The organism is Pseudomonas psychrophila HA-4, from assembly GCF_000282975.1.
Taxonomy (GTDB): Bacteria; Pseudomonadota; Gammaproteobacteria; order Pseudomonadales; family Pseudomonadaceae; genus Aquipseudomonas; species Aquipseudomonas psychrophila_A.
This window is the reverse complement of record NZ_ALJC01000118.1, coordinates 41,305-59,879: the sequence shown is the minus strand read 5'-3', so window position 1 is coordinate 59,879 and position 18,575 is coordinate 41,305. Positions and strand designations below refer to the sequence as shown.

General features: G+C 58.2%; 10 protein-coding genes. 4 read left to right on the top strand and 6 right to left on the bottom strand.

Going from position 1 to position 18,575, the window contains the following annotated elements; all coding sequences use genetic code 11:
* Positions 1–57: 57 nt before the first annotated feature.
* Genes selO through B347_RS0120110 form a run of 3 tightly spaced genes read right to left on the bottom strand, consistent with a single transcriptional unit; the run spans position 58 to position 6,679 of the window.
* On the bottom strand, positions 58–1,521 hold the full coding sequence (gene selO, locus B347_RS0120120; RefSeq protein WP_019411492.1) for a protein adenylyltransferase SelO: 1,464 nt from the start codon (positions 1,519–1,521) through the stop codon (positions 58–60).
* A gap of 50 nt (positions 1,522–1,571) precedes the next feature.
* Positions 1,572–4,898, bottom strand: coding sequence for a mechanosensitive channel MscK (mscK, locus tag B347_RS0120115; protein ID WP_026014312.1), 3,327 nt, complete (start codon positions 4,896–4,898; stop codon positions 1,572–1,574).
* Between the two features lie 38 nt (positions 4,899–4,936).
* Positions 4,937–6,679, bottom strand: a complete 1,743-nt coding sequence (locus B347_RS0120110) for a potassium/proton antiporter (protein WP_019411490.1) — start codon at positions 6,677–6,679, stop codon at positions 4,937–4,939.
* Positions 6,680–6,916: 237 nt separating this feature from the next.
* Between B347_RS0120110 and B347_RS0120105 the strand changes: the two genes are divergently transcribed.
* A complete protein-coding gene (locus B347_RS0120105; protein WP_019411489.1) occupies positions 6,917–7,468 on the top strand; it encodes a hypothetical protein in 552 nt (183 codons plus the stop codon).
* 143 nt (positions 7,469–7,611) lie between these two features.
* Here B347_RS0120105 and putA read toward each other — a convergent pair whose 3' ends face one another.
* Positions 7,612–11,565: a trifunctional transcriptional regulator/proline dehydrogenase/L-glutamate gamma-semialdehyde dehydrogenase gene (putA, locus tag B347_RS0120100; RefSeq protein ID WP_019411488.1), complete on the bottom strand. Its 3,954-nt coding sequence runs from the start codon at positions 11,563–11,565 to the stop codon at positions 7,612–7,614.
* Positions 11,566–12,016: 451 nt separating this feature from the next.
* On the opposite strand from putA, the gene putP reads away from it, so the two are divergent.
* The 3 genes from putP (at position 12,017) to B347_RS0120085 (ending at position 15,010) form a co-directional block, all read left to right on the top strand.
* Positions 12,017–13,504 (top strand): sodium/proline symporter PutP, encoded by a 1,488-nt coding sequence (putP, locus tag B347_RS0120095; protein ID WP_019411487.1) that lies wholly within the window; start codon positions 12,017–12,019, stop codon positions 13,502–13,504.
* Between the two features lie 239 nt (positions 13,505–13,743).
* Positions 13,744–14,085, top strand: a complete 342-nt coding sequence (locus B347_RS0120090) for a hypothetical protein (protein WP_019411486.1) — start codon at positions 13,744–13,746, stop codon at positions 14,083–14,085.
* 88 nt (positions 14,086–14,173) lie between these two features.
* Complete coding sequence (locus B347_RS0120085) at positions 14,174–15,010, top strand: 23S rRNA (adenine(2030)-N(6))-methyltransferase RlmJ (RefSeq protein ID WP_019411485.1); 837 nt, start codon at positions 14,174–14,176, stop codon at positions 15,008–15,010.
* A 126-nt stretch (positions 15,011–15,136) separates the two neighbouring features.
* Here the strand turns inward: B347_RS0120085 and msrA are convergent, their stop codons facing one another.
* The gene (gene msrA / locus B347_RS0120080) at positions 15,137–15,784 is read right to left on the bottom strand and encodes a peptide-methionine (S)-S-oxide reductase MsrA (protein WP_019411484.1); all 648 of its coding nucleotides are present in this window, start codon (positions 15,782–15,784) and stop codon (positions 15,137–15,139) included.
* A gap of 67 nt (positions 15,785–15,851) precedes the next feature.
* Positions 15,852–18,545 (bottom strand): sensor domain-containing phosphodiesterase, encoded by a 2,694-nt coding sequence (locus B347_RS0120075; protein ID WP_026014311.1) that lies wholly within the window; start codon positions 18,543–18,545, stop codon positions 15,852–15,854.
* Positions 18,546–18,575: the final 30 nt, after the last annotated feature.

The window sequence follows — 18,575 nt, the reverse complement described above, 5'->3', positions numbered from 1 at the left end:
CTTTTGATCGTTTAAAAGATCGCGAGCAAGCTCACTCCTACCGGGGTAGGTTACGCCTTAAGACGAACAACTAATCTCTAAATGCTTACCCCACTCCGGTGGCCGTTCGGCGTAGCTTTCCATGCCTGGCTGCTCGGTAAACGGTTGGTTGAGTACGGTGTGCAAGCGTTGTACTTCGCTGTAGTCCCCAGCCTCTGCCGCATCAATCGCTTTTTGCGCCAAATAATTACGCAGTATGTACAGCGGGTTGACGGCGTGCATGCGCTCGCGGCGCTGTTTTTCATCTATCACGCCTTCGCGGGCCACTCGTGCGACATAGTGCGCGGCCCATTCGTCAAAACTCTTGAGGTCGATAAAGTCGTCGCGCAGGTGCGCAACGGCTTGTTCTGCGGGCTCGTCGCCCAGGCGCCTAAAGAACAAGGTGTAGTCGATGGCGCTGCCCTGCATGCGTTGCAGCAGGTCTTCGATCAGTTTTTGATCACCTTCTTCGGCGGTGGTCAGGCCCAAGCGGCGGCGCATCAGGTCCAGGTAGTGCGCCTGGTACAGCGGCAAGAACAACCCCAGTGTTTCGCGAAGGGCTTCGACGCTGATAAACGGTGTCAGGGCCTGGGCCAGTGCGCTGAGGTTCCACTGGCCGATGGGCACTTGGTTGCTGAAGGAGTAGCGACCTTCGTGGTCGGAGTGGTTGCAGATGAAGTGTGCGTCGAAGTCGTCGAGGAAGGCGAACGGGCCAAAGTCGAAGGTGATGCCCAGAATCGACAGGTTGTCGGTGTTCATCACGCCATGGCAAAAACCGTACGCTTGCCATTTGGCGATCAGTTCGGCGTTGCGCTCAACGATTTCACGGAACATCGCTAAGTACGGCTCGGGCTGTTCCAAGCAGTGCGGGTAGTGCAGGGCCAGCACGTGTTCGCCCAGTTGCTTTTGCTGCTCCGGGCGCTGGGTGTAGTAGAAATATTCAAAGTGTCCAAAACGGATATGGCTGTGTGCCAAGCGCAGCACCATGGCGCCACGTTCCTGTTTTTCGCGCCACACCGGGGTGTCGGAGCCGATCACGCACAGGGCACGGCTGCTGGGGATGCCCAGAGCATGCAGGGCTTCACTGGCAAGGAACTCGCGGATGGATGAGCGCAGCACGGCGCGGCCATCGCCCATGCGCGAGTAGGGCGTCATGCCCGCACCTTTAAGGTGTAAGTCCCAATGTTCCCCCGCCTCGTTGTACACCTCGCCCAGTAACAAGCCGCGGCCGTCGCCCAATTGCGGGTTGTATGAGCCGAACTGGTGGCCTGAATAGACCATGGCGCGGGGCTCGGCGTCGGCCCATAAGGTGTGGCCGCCAAACAGTTTGGCAAATACTGGGTCGTGTGCCACAGCCGGGTCGAGGTCGAGCAGGGCCATTGCCGCATCGCTGGCGACCACCAGTCGTGGTGCGTCGAGCGGGTCGGGCAGCACGTGGGTTGAGAACGCGTCACCCAGTCGGGCAAAGCGGTTGTCGAAGGTCAGTTCGTCGAGGGCTTTCAATGGCCGTCTCCAGCAAAATATGTGGGTACACCCCCCGTTTAGGCGTCCTGCTAGTCGGGCTTGCCCGGCAGGGGCTTTTGTTCCGGCGCTGGCAGATCTATTGGCACCAGCTTGTATTCCTGGTTCGAGGTGTTCTTGAGGTACACCTCCATCTGCTGGAACGAGATGTTGATGTGGTGGTTTTTGAACTCGCGGTTGATAAAGCGGTTCACTTCGTCGACCACCGGGTTGCGGTCACCCAAGTCTCGTACATGCATGCGCAGTTCGTGGTCCAGGGTGCTGGCGCCGAAGTTGAGGAAGTACACATGCGGCTCGGGGTCTTTGAGTACGCGTGGGTTCTCTTGCGCGGCTTTGAGCAGCAAATGCTTGACCAAGTCCAGGTCGGAGCCGTAATCGACGCCCAGTTTTAGGGTCACGCGGGTGATGGTGTCGGTCAGCGACCAGTTGATCAGTTGCCCGGTGATGAAGGTCTTGTTCGGGACAATGATGTCTTTGCGGTCGAAGTCAGTGATGGTGGTCGCTCGGATGCGGATCTTGCTCACGGTGCCCGACAGGTTGCCGATGGTGATGGTGTCGCCAATCCGTACCGGACGCTCGAAGAGGATCATGATGCCGGAGATAAAGTTAGCGAAGATCTCCTGCATCCCAAAGCCCAGGCCCACCGACAGTGCCGCAACCAGCCACTGCAACTTGTCCCAGCTCACGCCGAGCGTCGACAGGGTGGAGACAAAGCCTACGCCGATAATCACGTAGGTCAGCAAGGTGGTGGTGGCGTAGGCGCTGCCCTGGCCCAAATCGAGCCGTGATAACACCAGCACCTCAAGCAGGCCGGGCAGGTTGCGCGCCAGCGCAATACTGATGCCGATGATGACCAATGCACCGATCACGTCGCCAATGCTGATCGGCACCATGCTCATGTTGGCGCCGGTGCCGCTGGTGTATTCGTACAGGGTGATGTTGTCGAGGTAGGAGAATACCGAGATCAAGTCAGCCCATACCCAGTACAGCACCCCGATAAAAGCTGCGAGCAAGGCCAGGCGAATCAGGCGCAGCGACTGCTGGTTGACCTGTTCGATGTCCAATGTCGGCTCTTCAATGACGGCGTCGTTGCCTTCACCCGCTTCCTTGGCGGCCTGGCGTTTGGCCAGTGCGCGGGAGTAGGCCAGGCGCCGTGCTGCCACTGCGAGGCCGCGCACAAAGGCCGCTTCAACCACCAGCCACAGCATCAAGAGGTAAAGGGTGTTGATTAACCGGTCGCTGAGTTTGAGCGCGGTGTAGTAGTAGCCAAAACACACCGCCACAAACAACGCCAAGGGCAGCAGGGCGAACGCGAAACCGAGCAGTTTGCGCACGCGGTAGGCTTTTTTCTCGGATTGGTCGTTGAGCAGCAGGCGGCACAATAACCACGCCATGGCGGCATAACAGGTCAGCACCACGAGGATGCCCAGTACGTCGTCTGCCAGGGCCGCCGGTTGTTGCTCGGCGAAGGCGACCACGGCCACCAGCGCCAGCACCACGAAGCCCAGTTTTCGAATCCAGTTCTGCAGGAATGCGACCAGCGGTTTTTCCCAACGAAAATGCAGCTCGGCCACGCCACCCGGCGCCAGAATCCGGTAGGCGGTGTAGAACACCAGCCAGGCTTCGGCCATTTGCACCAGCGCCGCGCCGGTATTGGCGTTCATGCCTCGGGCATCGGTTTGCAAGGCATAGCCGCACAGCGCCAGCGCCAATGACACCGGCATCGCCAGCAAGATGTTGATCAGAATCGCCAGCGGCGTGTGCCATTGGCTGTCGCGCTTGAAGTGGCCAATGTCTTGATGGATTTCATTCAACTTGCCGTACAGGTACCTGCGTTTCCACAGCAGGGCCACCACCAGCAGCGCAAACGGCAAAAACAATAGAGGTCGTTGGATCAGGCCTTCTGCCAGCTCAGTGACACTGGAACCCCACGGCAGGGTGACGATTTGTTGCTTGAGGTGGCGCGGGGCGGTTTCCAGCCATTCGAAGTCCAGGGGTTTGTTGCTAGGGATCCAGAACATCTGCTCGTCCAGCGTCGCGCGCAGGCTTTGGGCGGTGCTGAGCAGTTGCTTTTGGTTCAGTTGCAGGGTGATCGATTCGTTGAGCAGTGAGCTTAACTCGCGGTTCAAACGGTCCAATAAGTCGCTGCGGGTGTTGACCAGTTCAAGCAGGGTTTTACGCAGTTGCGGCGTGACTTGATCGGGCGGCTGGGTGGCCAGCAGGTTGTTAACGTAGGTGGTCGGGTTGCTGATCAGCTCGCGCTGTTGGTTGATCTCAAACTGATACAGGCGAATATCGGCGATTTCATCCGCCAGGTTCTTGTCCATCTTTTGCAGGCGCGGCAGCGCTTGCTTTTGCTGATAGAGAATTTTGGACAGCAGCAAACTGCCCCGTAGGACGCTGATTTGTTCATCCAGCGCTTGATCGCTCTGGGTGACGTTGTCCAGTTGTTGCTTGGTTTCGAGGTTCTGCTGGGTGACCACGTTGAGGCGGTCGGTGCTGCGCAACAGGTAGTCGGAGAGCTTGAGGTTAATCGCGCTTTCGGTCGCCAGCAGGCTGCTGCTTCCCGACTTTTGCGCCTCGATGGATTGTTCGGTCACGGTCTGCTGTGACTGGGCCAAACGTTTCTTGTTGATCAGGGTTTGCAGCTCTTGGATTTCCTGATCTTGGCGCGTGGTTTTTTCCAGCAGCAGGTCGTGCTGGCTGCCGCTCAAGTCTTGCAGTTGGCTGTTACCGGCCAGTTCCTGGCGGCGCAGGGCAATCAGCGCGGTCAGCGAGGCGGCTTCGGCATTGAGCTGGTTACGCTGGTCAGCGGTGAGCAGCTTGCCATTGTCGCGCCCCACCTTGAGGGTGTTGTTGATTTGTTGGATACGCGTTTGGCTGTTGCTGATCTCGGCCTGCGCCCGCTCGGGTCGAGTCTGGGCGGCAATGCTCTGGCTGTTGGCGCTGGCCAAGGCCTTTTGCAGTTCGCCTTGCTCGGTGGTGCGGTCGGCCAGCATTTGTTCCAGTTGCGACACCGAAAGGCTGGCGTAACGCTGCTCCACAGGTACCGCTGCGGTGGCCTTGAGGCGTGCCAATTCGCGTTGGTTATCTGCCGTTTGATGTGGCGCGTTGTTGAGCTGCGTTTTAACTTCGCTCAGGCGCTGTTCGTAATCGGCTTTGTTGGCCAGCAGGGTTAAGGTCTGTTCCAGCACGGCCTGCAAGGCTTTTTGGTCGGCGTCGGGCAGCTTGCGGTCAGCAATTTTATCCAGGCTTTGCTGGACCGCCTCCGCGGTGGGCGGATCAGCCGCCTGTACCATGCCAACGCAAAGGCTTAGGCCGAGCAGGACTGTTGCAAAGAACGTGCGCAGAGTTGGCATAGATTCCGGTCAAGCAAAGGGTTCAGAAAGGGTGAAGTTTAGAGGAACAACCCAGGGCCCGGGGCACTTCCTTCGGGGAATCTGACGCCCACTTTGCCTATCTTGTTCCCGTCCATCACTGCCACGGTCCAAATAGTGTTGTTCCATTCCACCTGGTCGCCGACCACCGGCGCGCCGCCTACTTTTTGCGCAATAAAGCTGCTGAGTGGGATGTTCGGATCAATGCCATCGAGCTTCAGGCCGTACAGGGCCGATACCGCGCCCAATTGGGCGTCGCCTTCGAGCACAAAGTCGCCGAAGAAACGCAGGTCCAGCCCGCGGGTCGGTGCCTGGCTGAACAGTTTGCCGAGGGCCGGCAAGTTGTGTTCGTGACCGATAACGCACAGTAAGTCGCCAATTTCCAAGGTTGTACTGCCCGACGGATGGAGCAGTTTCTGGTCGCGGAATAAGGCCGCGATGCGCGTGCCTTCGGGCATTTTCAGTTCACGCAAGGCCGCACCGATGCACCAGTTTTGTGCGTCCAGGCGGTAAACGAATAACTCCCACTCACTGGTGACATGGACTTCTAGGGCTGCGCGCGAGATGGGCGCGAGGTCTGGCGGTACGGTGACCTTAAGCAGCTTGGCGACCCATGGCAGGCTGGTGCCTTGCACCAAAAGGGACACCAGCACGATAAAGAAGGCGAGGTTGAAGAACAGCTGTGCGTTCGGCAAACCGGCCATCAGCGGGAACACCGCCAAAATAATAGGCACCGCGCCGCGCAGACCCACCCACGCGATAAACGCTTTTTCGCGCCCGTGGAAGGCCTTAAAGGGCAGCAGACCCATCATCACGGACAGTGGGCGGGCGAACAAAATCATCCACAGGGCCAAGGCCAGCGCAGGCACCGCGATGGGCAGCAAGTCGTGTGGTGTGACCAGTAAGCCCAGCACCAGGAACATGCCGATCTGTGCTAGCCACGCCATGCCGTCGAGCATGTGAAGAATGCCATGACGGCTGCGGATCGGACTGTTGCCGACCACCAGGCCGCACAAGTAAACAGCCAAGAAGCCGCTGCCGTGCAGGGCGTTGGTCAGGGCGAAAACCACTAGGCCACCGGCGATCACCAGAATTGGATACAGCCCGTTTGCCAGATGGATCCGGTTAACCATTTGCAGCATCAGCCAGCCGCCAGCCAGGCCTACCACGGCACCGATCCCGAACTCGCGCAGTAAATCGAAGAGCAGGCTTAAATGCAGGCCGGTTTCACCGCTGGCGAGCATGTCGATCAACGTCACGGTGAGAAACACCGCCATCGGGTCGTTGCTGCCGGATTCGATTTCAAGGCTGGCCGATACCCGCTCGTTCAGGCCTTTGCCGCCTAGCAGTGAGAACACCGCCGCCGCATCGGTTGAGCCGACAATGGCGCCGATCAACAGGCCCTGAATCAGATTGAGATTGAACAGCCAGGCGGCCATCAGGCCGGTCAGCCCGGTGGTGATCATGACCCCGACCGTGGCCAGCGACAGCGCAGGCCATAACGCCACCCGAAAACTTGAGACCCGGGTGCGCAAGCCGCCGTCGAGCAAGATCACGGCCAAGGCGAGGTTGCCGACCAGGTAGGCCGTCGGGTAGTTATCAAAAATAATTCCGCCGCCATCCACGCCAGCCGCCATGCCCACGGCAAGGATGATCACCAGAATCGGGATGCCCAAACGAGAAGACAGGGAACTGACCAGGATACTTGCGCCTACCAGCAACGCGCCGATTAAGAACAGGCTGTTGATGGTCGTCGCATTCAAAGGCCGTACTCCAGAAAAGCTTAAAAGACAGGGCGCAACCATGCAGGCTACGTGCCAGCGATTCTAACCTGCGTTATTAGCGAGCTGTCAAAAAGCTTTTAGAGTCTTAGCTGACGCATCTTGTTGCATAAGCGGATTTAAAAATGGCTTTTTCTTACATGACTGCGGGAACAGGCCTGCATTTTTTTGTTGGGCTAATTGTGTCTACTCCCGACTCTGTTTATGTATGGACGAGTCATGAAGCCGAGCACTGCGACTGACCTCAGCCCCAACGCCCTCTACACCGTGGCGATCCCAAAATTTCTGCTGTTGTACCTGCTGACCTGCGGCGGGTACTTGTTTTATTGGTCCTACCGTAATTGGGCGACGTATAAAAAAACCACCGGTGCCGCGATTACCCCAGTCGTACGCGGACTGTTCTGGCCCTTTTTCATACTGGACCTTTTTGACAAAGTACAGAACGGTCTGGCGATGGAGGGACGGTCTTGCCAGTACTCTCTCGAGAACCGAGCCTTATTGATCATGTTGCTGGTGATGTTCTCTGTGCTGCTGTTTACGTTCTTTGGCCGGCCATCAGACGCCCCCCTTGTTTATGTAGCGGATGCGGTCTTGATCATCAGTACTGGCTTTTTGTTTCTCGGGGCTCAACGCGCGATCAATCTGCTGGGAAGTGACCCGCAGGGGTGCGGTAACAGTAAATTCAGCCGGGTGAATCTGGGGTGGATGAGCGCTGGGGTGTTGGGTTTGGTGTGTCTGATATACCGGGTGTTTATGGGGGGTGCTGGGTGAGGAGGCAAGCAAGACCTAAAAATAGCGCTCAATAGAACTGAATCTTTCGGCCCGTTTATTCAAATAAGCATTCGCGTTTTCCAACGCACAAAAAAACCGGACACCCTCGCAGGTGCCCGGTTTTTTATGTGTCAGCTAAAACATCAGCCGATGGTCATCAAGCTCGCGTTACCCCCCGCCGCAGCGGTGTTGACGCTCAGTGCGCGCTCGATCACTAGGCGTTCCAGGGCGATGTTGGTTTCGCCTTGAGACAGACCTTGCACGCCGACAATGGCGCCGGCGCGTTTGGCCACGTGCTGGCATACGGCACGCAGTTGGTCGCTGTCGCCGTGGTGCAGGACGGCGTCGAAAATCACCTCGTCTTTGGTCCAGTCAGCCACCCGCGTGATGCGTGCCTGAACGTCTTTTGGCAGGCGGGCAAGCAGGGCTTTGGCCAGTTCGCTGTCTGGCAGTACAGCCGAGCTGCCCACGGCCAGTACGCCAGCCAGTTGGGTCAGCAGGTCGCCTTCAGTGTCGGCCAGGCACAGCACGTGTTCGCGCGGCAAGATGGCGTAGCTGTTGCGCTCGCCCGTCGGGCCGTTCAGCAGGCGGGTGATGCCGCTTTGCGAGTGGGCAGCGAATTCGTTGCACAACTCGGCCAGCGCTGCTTGCTGGTTGCTTTGCGCCCAGGCCTGCAGGGCCTTGAGCGGTGCGCTCAGGGCTTCGCGGGCTTGGGTATCTGGCGCGCTGATAGCATCGACTTTGGCGAACGATTGCTCGATGGCATCGCTTGGGCGGGTCGACAGTAGGCGGAACAGGTACAGCGGGCCACCGGCTTTCGGGCCAGTGCCCGACAGGCCTTCACCACCGAACGGCTGCACACCGACCACGGCACCAACGATGTTGCGGTTGACGTAAACGTTACCGGCGTTGACGTTGTTGACCACTTTGGCAATGGTTTCGTCGATGCGGGTGTGAACGCCCAGCGTCAGGCCGTAACCCGAGGCATTGATCTGTGCGATCAACTGGTCGATGTCTTTACGCTTGTAGCGCACCACGTGCAGCACCGGGCCGAAGATTTCACGTTCCAGCTCGCTGAAGCTTTCCAGTTCAATCAGGGTCGGCATCACGAAGGTGCCGCGTTTGCATTCGTCAATGTCGGCAATCGCCATTTGATAAACGCTGCGGCCTTTGTCACGCATGCCCTGGATGTGCTGCTCGATCCCGGCCTTGGCTTCGGCGTCGATTACTGGACCAATGTCTACGCTCAGGCGCTCAGGATTGCCCATGCGCGATTCGGCCATGGCGCCTTTAAGCATTTCGATTACGCGGTCTGCTGAATCTTCCTGCAGGCACAGTACGCGCAATGCCGAGCAACGTTGCCCTGCACTGTCGAAGGCCGAAGACACCACGTCGATGACCACTTGTTCGGTCAGGGCCGAGGAGTCGACGATCATTGCGTTCTGGCCGCCTGTTTCGGCAATCAGCGGGATTGGACGGCCTTGGGCGTCTAGGCGTCCGGCGATGTTGCGTTGCAGCAGGCGAGCGACTTCGGTGGAACCCGTGAACATCACGCCTTTGACGCGATCGTCGCCGACCAGACGTGCCCCCACGGTTTCGCCACGACCCGGTAGCAATTGCAGCACGCCTTCTGGGATACCGGCTTCCAGCAGGATACGCACGGCTTGTGCGGCGACCAGCGGGGTTTGCTCAGCCGGTTTGGCCAATACCGGGTTACCGGCCGCCAGCGCGGCTGCCACTTGACCGCTGAAAATCGCCAGCGGGAAGTTCCACGGGCTGATGCAGACCACCGGGCCCAGTGGGCGGTGGGCATCGTTGGTCAGGTCGTTGCGTGCTTGCACCGCGTAGTAACGCAGGAAGTCCACGGCCTCGCGCACTTCAGCGATGGCGTTAGCAAAGGTCTTGCCTGCTTCACGCGCCAGCAGGCCCATCAGCGGCTGGATCTCGGCTTCCATGAGGTCGGCCGCGCGCTCCAGAATGGCAGCACGCTCGGCTGGCGGGGTGGCCTGCCAGATCGGGGCGACGTTCAGCGCGCATTGAATGGCGTTGTCGGCATCTTCAACGGTGGCTTCTTGCACATAACCCACCACGTCACGCAGGTCGGCCGGGTTGAGCACGGCTGCCGGGACATGGGTACTGGACGCGCAACCGAGCATCGGCGCAGCTTTCCAGTCGTTGTGGGCAGAAGCCAGCAGGGCGCAAGACAACGATGCCAGACGGTGTTCGTTGGCCATGTCGATGCCGCTGGAGTTGGCGCGTTCGCTGCCATACAGATCGCGAGGCAATGGGATGCGCGGGTGCGGCAAGCCGAAGCCGCCTTCTGCCGTTGCCATTTGCTCGATCTGGCTCACAGGGTCGGCCACCAACTGGTGGATCGAGATTGTGTGGTCAGCGATGCGGTTGACAAACGAGGTGTTGGCGCCGTTTTCCAGCAGACGCCGTACCAGATAAGCCAGCAGTGTTTCGTGGGTGCCGACCGGTGCGTACACGCGGCACGGACGGTTCAGTTTGCCCTCGGAAATTTTGCCCACAACTTGCTCGTACAGCGGTTCACCCATGCCGTGCAGGCACTGGAACTCGTACTGGCCAGGGTAGTAGTTCTGACCGGCGAGGTGGTAGATGGCCGACAAGGTGTGGGCGTTGTGCGTGGCGAACTGCGGGTAGATCGCTTCCGGCACGGCCAGCAGCTTTTTCGCGCAAGCAATGTAGGAAACGTCGGTGTACACCTTGCGGGTGTAGACCGGATAGCCTTCTAGGCCTTCAACCTGGGCGCGCTTGATTTCGCTGTCCCAGTACGCGCCTTTCACCAAGCGGATCATCAGGCGGTGACGGCTGCGACGGGCCAGATCGATTACGTAGTCGATCACGTACGGGCAACGCTTCTGGTACGCCTGAATCACGAAACCGATGCCGTTCCAGCCGCTCAGTTGCGGCTCGAAACACAGGCGCTCCAACAGGTCGAGCGACAGCTCAAGGCGGTCGGCTTCTTCGGCGTCGATGTTGAGGCCGATGTCATATTTCTTGGCCAGCAAGGTCAGCGACAGCAGGCGCGGGTACAACTCGTCCATCACGCGCTCGTACTGGGCGCGGCTGTAACGCGGGTGCAGGGCCGACAGCTTGATCGAAATGCCCGGACCTTCATAAATCCCGCGCCCGTTGGAAGCTTTGCCGATCGAGTGGATGGCTTGCTCGTACGAGGCGAGGTACTTTTGCGCGTCATGTTCGGTCAGTGCGGCTTCACCGAGCATGTCGTAGGAATAGCGAAAGCCCTTGGCTTCAAAGCGCGTGGCGTTGGCCAGGGCTTCGGCGATGGTTTCGCCTGTTACAAATTGCTCGCCCATCAAGCGCATGGCCATGTCGACGCCCTTGCGGATCATCGGCTCGCCACTTTTGCCGATGATGCGGCTCAGGGAGGAGGTTAGGCCTGCTTCGTTGTGCGTGGACACCAGCTTGCCAGTCAGCAACAGGCCCCAGGTCGCAGCGTTTACGAACAGCGACGGACTGTTGCCCAAGTGCGGGTGCCAGTTGCCGGTGCTGATCTTGTCGCGGATCAGCGCGTCGCGGGTGCCTTTGTCCGGGATACGCAGCAGCGCTTCGGCCAGGCACATCAGCGCCACGCCTTCTTGGGACGACAGGGAGAATTCTTGCAACAGGCCTTGCACGATGCCTGCGCGGCCACCGGCGCTCTTCTGATTGCGCAGTTTCTCGGCAATCGAGGCGGCCAGGGCTTGGGTGGCTTCGGCCATGGGGGCTGGCAGACGCGCTTGCTCCAGCAGCATCGGCACGACTTCAGGTTCCGGGCGGCGGTAAGCCGAGGTGATTGCGGCGCGCAGTACCGATTGCGGCAGGATGCTTTCAGCAAACTCTAGGAAGCACTGATGGGCGTGATCGGTGTTTGCATCGTCGGCGTCATCGCTGGTGCTACCAGGGATACCGCTCAACTCGTTCAGGGTTGCACCACCCTCGAGTTTTTCCAGGTAATTGAAGATTGCCTGCTTGATCAGCCAGTGTGGCGTGCGATCAATCGAGGTCGCGGCTGCCTTGAGGCGCTCGCGGGTTGGGTCATCAAGTTTGACCCCAAGGGTGGTGGTAGCCATATTTTTATCCTCATGGGTGCCACATGTGCGCGGCAGCAGCTGGCGGCAAGATTAGCTCTGCGTCGAGCCGGGTGCAACTAGGTGCAACCCTGTTTTGTCAGAAAAATATCAACCCTCTGTCGGAGCGAGCTTGCTCGCGCTCTTTTAAACGCTCGCTCCTGCAGTTAAGTAGGTTTTTCGGTTGATAAGTGGCGTTTTGCGTCGAAAAAGAAGCGAAAGGCGCGACAAGGTGCAACTGGCAAGGCAGAAATTGGTTGCACCTTATTTGCTTTGTTGCATAGCATTCGCCGCTAAGGTGCAACCGCCTAAACAATGGGTTGATCGGCTGGTGTATTTCCTGGAGAAACATCAGTCATAAATGCGCGGACAGGCAAATCGTCTCAGACAGGACGTTTGTGAGCGTAAGGCCAGACCGCCGCTAAACATAAAAACAATGCCAGGGCTTAATGCAATGAGTGTAAGTAATCCAACGCTGATCACGTTTGTGATCTATATCGCTGCAATGGTGCTGATCGGTCTTATGGCCTATCGCTCCACCAACAACCTTTCTGACTATATTCTCGGTGGGCGCAGCCTGGGCAGCGTGGTAACCGCTTTGTCCGCTGGCGCATCCGACATGAGCGGCTGGTTGTTGATGGGCTTGCCGGGTGCCATCTACATGTCTGGCTTGTCGGAAAGCTGGATTGCCATCGGTCTGGTGGTCGGTGCCTACCTGAACTGGCTATTTGTGGCGGGGCGCCTGCGGGTGCAGACCGAGCACAACGGCGATGCGCTGACACTGCCGGATTACTTCTCCAGCCGTTTTGAAGACAAAAGCGGGGTGCTGCGGATCATCTCGGCGATCGTGATCCTAGTGTTCTTCACCATCTACTGTGCCTCTGGCATCGTGGCCGGTGCCCGTTTGTTTGAAAGCACCTTCGGCATGTCGTACGAAACAGCGTTGTGGGCAGGCGCTGCGGCGACTATCGCTTACACCTTTATCGGCGGTTTCTTGGCGGTAAGCTGGACCGACACCGTTCAAGCCACCTTGATGATTTTCGCGTTGATCCTCACCCCGATCATTGTGCTGCTGGCCACGGGCGGCATCGACACCACTTTCTTGGCTATCGAGGCCAAGGATCCAAGCAATTTCGACATGCTCAAAGGCACCTCCTTCATTGGCATCATCTCGCTGATGGGCTGGGGTTTGGGCTACTTTGGTCAGCCGCACATTCTGGCGCGCTTCATGGCCGCCGATTCGGTCAAGTCGATTGCCAAGGCGCGTCGCATCTCCATGACTTGGATGATCCTGTGTCTTGCCGGTACGGTCGCTGTGGGCTTTTTCGGCATTGCTTACTTCTCGGCGCACCCGGAAGTGGCCGGTCCTGTGACTGAAAACCCTGAGCGCGTGTTCATCGAGTTGGCCAAGCTGCTGTTCAACCCATGGCTTGCCGGTGTACTGCTGTCGGCCATTCTGGCCGCGGTGATGAGCACCTTGAGCTGCCAGTTGCTGGTGTGCTCCAGCGCCCTGACCGAAGACCTCTACAAATCCTTCCTGCGTAAAAATGCCTCCCAGCTTGAATTGGTTTGGGTCGGTCGCGCCATGGTGCTGGTGGTTGCACTGATCGCGATCGCTTTGGCGGCTAATCCCGAGAACCGTGTACTGGGCTTGGTGAGTTATGCGTGGGCAGGTTTCGGCGCTGCGTTCGGCCCTGTGGTGCTGATTTCGGTCATGTGGAAAGGCATGACACGCAATGGTGCTTTGGCCGGTATTCTGGTCGGTGCCATCACCGTGATCGTCTGGAAACACTTCAACCTGCTGGGTCTGTACGAAATCATTCCGGGCTTCATCTTTGCCAGCATTGCCATTGTGGTGGTTAGCGCCATGGGTCAAGGCCCAAGCAAGAAGATGGTCGAGCGTTTCACCGCTGCCGAGAATGACTTCAAACTGAACCACTGAGTGCGTTGATTTGCTGCCCACCTAGTGGGTAACAGAAAACGGCCCGTCTCCCATGGATACGGGCCGTTTTTATTGGGGCTCGCTAAAGACATGGCGCGGCGCGTGGGATTAATGGCGTGTTTTGGCCGGAGGTTTCCCATTTGTGATGTGGGTTCTTCTGAAGCGTAAATGGCCTGCTCCAGACGTATTAGCCTTGGTAGAGCGCTCACTGATGAGTGCCTCAATCAAGGACGACCAACATGCGTAAAAAGATATTCCTCGGGCACATTTCTCCTCGGGACTTGCCCTTCTCTTTTCAAAGCCACTATCACTGGATTATTTCGGTGTATGCCCGAAAGCCGGGTGGGGTAGAGCGGCTGCTACTCGAAACGCACGGGTATTACGCTATTCCGGCTTCATGGACGTTCGCCTTTCACGTCGATGACGATGAGTCGCCGGAGCCCGTTGAAGCCCATCAAGTCCGTGTGCAGGTGCTGGACAAGGACGTACTGATTGCAGACGCCAGCGAGCAGTTCGCGATTGACTGGCTTGATACACGAACAAGCGTTCATAACCTGGTACTGGTACCGCGAGCGATTTAATCAAAACACCGCTTGGCGCGGAGCGAGGCTTTACCCCTGACGTTATTCGCTGCACAGGGTAAACTTCGCCCCCTGCGCAGGAGCAACCATGAACTATCGTCACGCCTTCCACGCCGGCAACCACGCCGACGTTCTCAAACATATCGTCTTGACCCGCCTCATCGCCTTGATGTCGCGTAAAGAGCAGCCTTTTGCTTATCTCGATACCCATGCCGGGATTGGTTTGTATGACCTTCAAGGCGATCAGGCCAACCGCACGGGTGAGTACCTGGAAGGCATCGCGCGGTTGTGGGGGCAAAAAGACCTGCCTGCGGTGACGGCGGACTACATGCAAGTGCTGCACAAGATGAACCCGGACGGCGAGTTGCGCTACTACCCGGGTTCACCCGAACTGGCGCGGCGCCTGACCCGTTCGCAAGACCGCGTGTTGTTGAACGAAAAACACCCCGAAGACGGTGTGATGCTCAAAGACAACATGAAAGGTGATCGTCGGGTGGCGGTGCATTTGGGGGAGGGCTGGCATGTGCCGCGGGCGCTGCTGCCCGTGGCCGAAAAACGTGGCTTGATGCTCATCGACCCACCGTTTGAAAAACTCGACGAGATGAAGCGCTGCGCCGAGTCGTTGAAAGACGCCATCAGCCGTATGCGTCAGACCGTTGTTGCGATCTGGTACCCGATTAAAGACAAGCGTCAACTGCGTCGCTTCTACCAAGACTTGGCAGGTTCAGGTGCGCCGAAACTGCTGCAAGTTGAATTATTCGTGCACCCGCTGGACACCCCAAACAGCCTGAACGGCTCGGGCCTTGCCATTGCCAACCCGCCATGGGGTTTGGAAGAAGAACTGCGCGAACTGCTGCCATGGCTGGCCAAAAAACTGGGCCAAACCCAAGGTGGCTGGCAGATGGAATGGTTGATAGCTGAGTAGTAGCTGCAAGCAGCTAGCTTCAAGTGGCAAGCTGCAAGCGGCAAGTTAGAAGCAAGGCGCTCTCGATCACATCGCTGCTTTGCTTCTAACTTGCCGCTTGTAGCTGCTTCTAGCTTGAAGCTGCCCTCAAAGAGGGCACGTTACGCCTGTACCGCCGATGCCGCAGTAGCCCTGCGGATTTTTCGCAAGGTACTGCTGGTGATACGCCTCAGCGAAGTACACCGTCGGCGCCTCGTCGATTTCGGTGGTGATGGTGCCCAAACCTGCCTTGTCCAGTTCGCCCTGGAATACTTTGGCGCTGGCCTTGGCTGCTGCCAATTGCTCAGGGGTGGTGCAGTAGATCACCGAGCGGTACTGGGAGCCGATGTCGTTGCCCTGGCGCATGCCCTGAGTCGGGTTGTGCAGTTCCCAGAACATTTTCAGCAGGTCTTCGTAGTTGACTTTGGCTTGGTCGTAAACCACTAACACCACTTCGGTATGCCCCGTCAGGCCCGAGCAAACCTCTTCATAGGTAGGGTTGGGGGTAAAACCACCGGCGTAACCCACGACCGTGCTAACCACGCCATCGCGCTCCCAGAATTTGCGCTCTGCGCCCCAGAAGCAACCCAGGCCAAAAATCGCAAAACCGACGTCGTCCAGAAACGGGCCGAGCAGAGGGTTGCCGTTGACGAAGTGGGTTTCTGGGAGTTGCATCGGCGTTTCACGCCCCGGCAGGGCTTGTTCTTGAGTAGGTAGCACGTTTTTGTTCACCAGGATGTCCGAGCGCAAGACCATGTTTCGAGTCCTCTCAGTCAGGTAGTAGGAAATTAGACCATTAGTGTGCCCGAGTGTTACAGCGCTGTCAGGTCAGCGGTCCGCGCGGATAGCGTTTGAGCTTGTGCTCCAGTTCGGCACCAGGGATTGGTCGGTCGAACAGATAGCCTTGTCCGACGTCGCAGCGGTGGCGGCGTAGGAAAGCCAGTTGGGCGGCGGTTTCGATACCTTCTGCAACCACTTTGAGCTTGAGGTTGTGGGCCATCGCGATCACCGCTGAGGTGATCTCCATGTCGTTCTGGTTATCGGGGATGTCATTGATAAAGCTGCGATCGATTTTGATGATGTCGATCGGGAATTTTTTCAAGTAACTGAGTGAGGAATAACCCGTACCAAAATCATCCATGGCCAGGGTCAGGCCCAGTTCTTTGAGTTGAACAAGTTGCAGGCGGGTATCGTCGGTGGCTTCCAGCAACAGGCCTTCGGTCAGCTCAAGTTCCAGTAAAGCTGCGGGCAGTTGTTCTTCCTTGAGGATATTGGCAATCGAGGCCACTAGGTCCGGGTCGGAAAACTGTTTGGGCGAAAGGTTGATAGCCACCTGTAAGTTGCCAAAACCGGCCGCGCTCAATTGTTTACTCATACGGCAGGCCTGGCGCGCGACCCATTTACCAATGGGAATAATCAGCCCGGTTTCTTCAGCCACGCTGATGAACTGGTCGGGGCGGATCATGCCTTTTTCGGGATGGTTCCAGCGTAGCAAGGCTTCCATCCCCAGCAGTCGGCCGGTTCGCAAACAGAGTTTGGGTTGGTAAAACACTTCCAGTTCGTTTTGTGTCAGCGCCCGACGCAGGTTGTTTTCGACGAACAGCTTGTAGCTGGCCTCGGCGTTCAAGGTCTCGGTGAACACTTGCACCTGATGTTTGCCGTTGGCTTTGGCCTTGTGCAGTGCCAGACCGGCATTGCGCATCAGGGTTTGCGGGTCGAGCCCGTGTAAAGGCGCACAGGCAACGCCTACAGAGCCAGTGACGCTGATCAGTTGGTTATCGACGAACATCGGTTTGTCGAGGGTCATAAGCAGTTGGCTGGCGGTCTGCTGGGCGACTTCAAGGTTAGTGTTGTCGAGCAGCACGGCGAATTCGTTACTGGCGAACCGCGCCAGATTGTCGTCAGGGCTGAGGCTGTTGCGCAGGCGCCGGGCGAGGCTGATCAACAGCTTGTCGCCGGTCTGGTGGCCGAGGCTGTCATTGATCCGCTTGAAGTTGTCGATGTCCACCAGCAGTAGGCAGACCTGGGTGGTGCTGTCGCGGGCGAAGCGCTCATCAAGGTTGCGAATAAAGGCCGGGCGATTACCCAGGCTGGTCAGGTTGTCGGTGTACGCCAAGCGTTCGATCCGCTGCTGAGCCAACTTGGATTCGGTGATGTCTTCGTAAATGCCGATGTAGTGGGTCAGTTCGCGGTTGTCGCCATAGACCTTGGAGATCGACATCTGGCCCCAGTAGGGCTCCAGATTTTTGCGCCGGCTTTTGAACTCGCCCTGCCAGCTGTTTCCATTGCTCAGGCTTGAGTGAGCATCAAACAGCAGGTCGCTGAGGTTTTCTAGGGCGGGCAGCTCGGACAGTTTGTGACCCTGAACTTCTTCGGAGCTGTACTGGGTGATGGCGGTAAAACTGGGGTTTACGTATTCGACCACGCCGTCGCAGTTGACCAGCAGGAAAGCGTTGGCACTTTGCTCGACCGCCCGCTGAAAAAGGTGCAGGGCGTTGGTGGCGGTGCGCCGGTTGTGGTTGTTGATCACTTGGGCGAACTGGTCAGCCAGCTCCCCGGCAAAAGCAATTTCGTCGGCCTTCCATACCCGGGTCTTGCCGATTTGCTCAAGGCACAACACGCCGATCACTTGGCCATCAATGCGGATACTCGCATCGAGCATGGCATTGGTTGGGTCACTAAAGAGCTTGGCCGCCAGCTCGCGGGTACGCGGGTCGCGATTGGCGTTCTGCGCATCAATAGAGCGGCTGGTGTGCAAGGCTTCGAGGTAGTCTGGAAAAATACTGGCGTCGATGACTTCTTGCGTCACGTAAGCCTGGCTTTCGCGCTGATAAGCGGAAATTGGCACCAACTGATGGTCTTCGAGGTTCCACAGGCTGGCGGCGTCGATTTGGTATATATCGCAGGCGTTACGGGTGATCAGCTCGGCGGCTTCTTGCAGCGAGTTGTGCTGGCTGTACTTGTGGCGCGCCAGGCGCAAGATCAAGTCCTGCTGGGCGCGTACGCGTTCTAGGTGTTGCAGTTGTTCTTGCTGGGCGCGCTGGTTCAACTCCAGGGCGTTGTGCAGTCGGCTGTTTTGGGTTTCGAGTTCGGTGACAGGTGCCAGCGGGCTGCTACTGACCGGGCCTTCGAGCACCAAGAGGTACCCGCGCAACAAATGTCGATTGTGTTGCTTGTAGGGCTCGCCCACTTCCATCAGGTTCAGCGGCCCATGGGCCGTGTGCAAGGTGTAATGCACGACGTAGTGGGGGCTGGCTCGCAATTGCAATTCAATGGCGTCGTGCAAGCGATAGCGGGCCTTGGGTTCCATCAGGCTGGCATAAGGCGAGCCGACCAGCGCGCACAACTCGGCCGCAGGCAAGCCGAAATGGCGCTCGCATCCTGGGTCGAGGTAGAGCAAGGCCCAGCTGGCTTCATTAAGCCGTTCGAAACGAAGCATCCCGAGCCGCGAGGGCACGGGTAACTGCGTCACGACCTCGGCTGCCATTCTCGGGGCAGCATCGGATTGGCTTTTCATTGAGACACTCGCTTCACACATGCTGATGGC

Coding starts and splice junctions, on each gene's coding strand:
- mscK (WP_026014312.1), bottom strand. CDS start 4,898: ATGCCAACTCTGCGCACGTTCTTTGCAACAGTCCTGCTCGGCCTAAGC.
- putP (WP_019411487.1), top strand. CDS start 12,017: ATGAGTGTAAGTAATCCAACGCTGATCACGTTTGTGATCTATATCGCT.
- B347_RS0120090 (WP_019411486.1), top strand. CDS start 13,744: ATGCGTAAAAAGATATTCCTCGGGCACATTTCTCCTCGGGACTTGCCC.
- B347_RS0120075 (WP_026014311.1), bottom strand. CDS start 18,545: ATGAAAAGCCAATCCGATGCTGCCCCGAGAATGGCAGCCGAGGTCGTG.
- putA (WP_019411488.1), bottom strand. CDS start 11,565: ATGGCTACCACCACCCTTGGGGTCAAACTTGATGACCCAACCCGCGAG.
- B347_RS0120105 (WP_019411489.1), top strand. CDS start 6,917: ATGAAGCCGAGCACTGCGACTGACCTCAGCCCCAACGCCCTCTACACC.
- B347_RS0120085 (WP_019411485.1), top strand. CDS start 14,174: ATGAACTATCGTCACGCCTTCCACGCCGGCAACCACGCCGACGTTCTC.
- msrA (WP_019411484.1), bottom strand. CDS start 15,784: ATGGTCTTGCGCTCGGACATCCTGGTGAACAAAAACGTGCTACCTACT.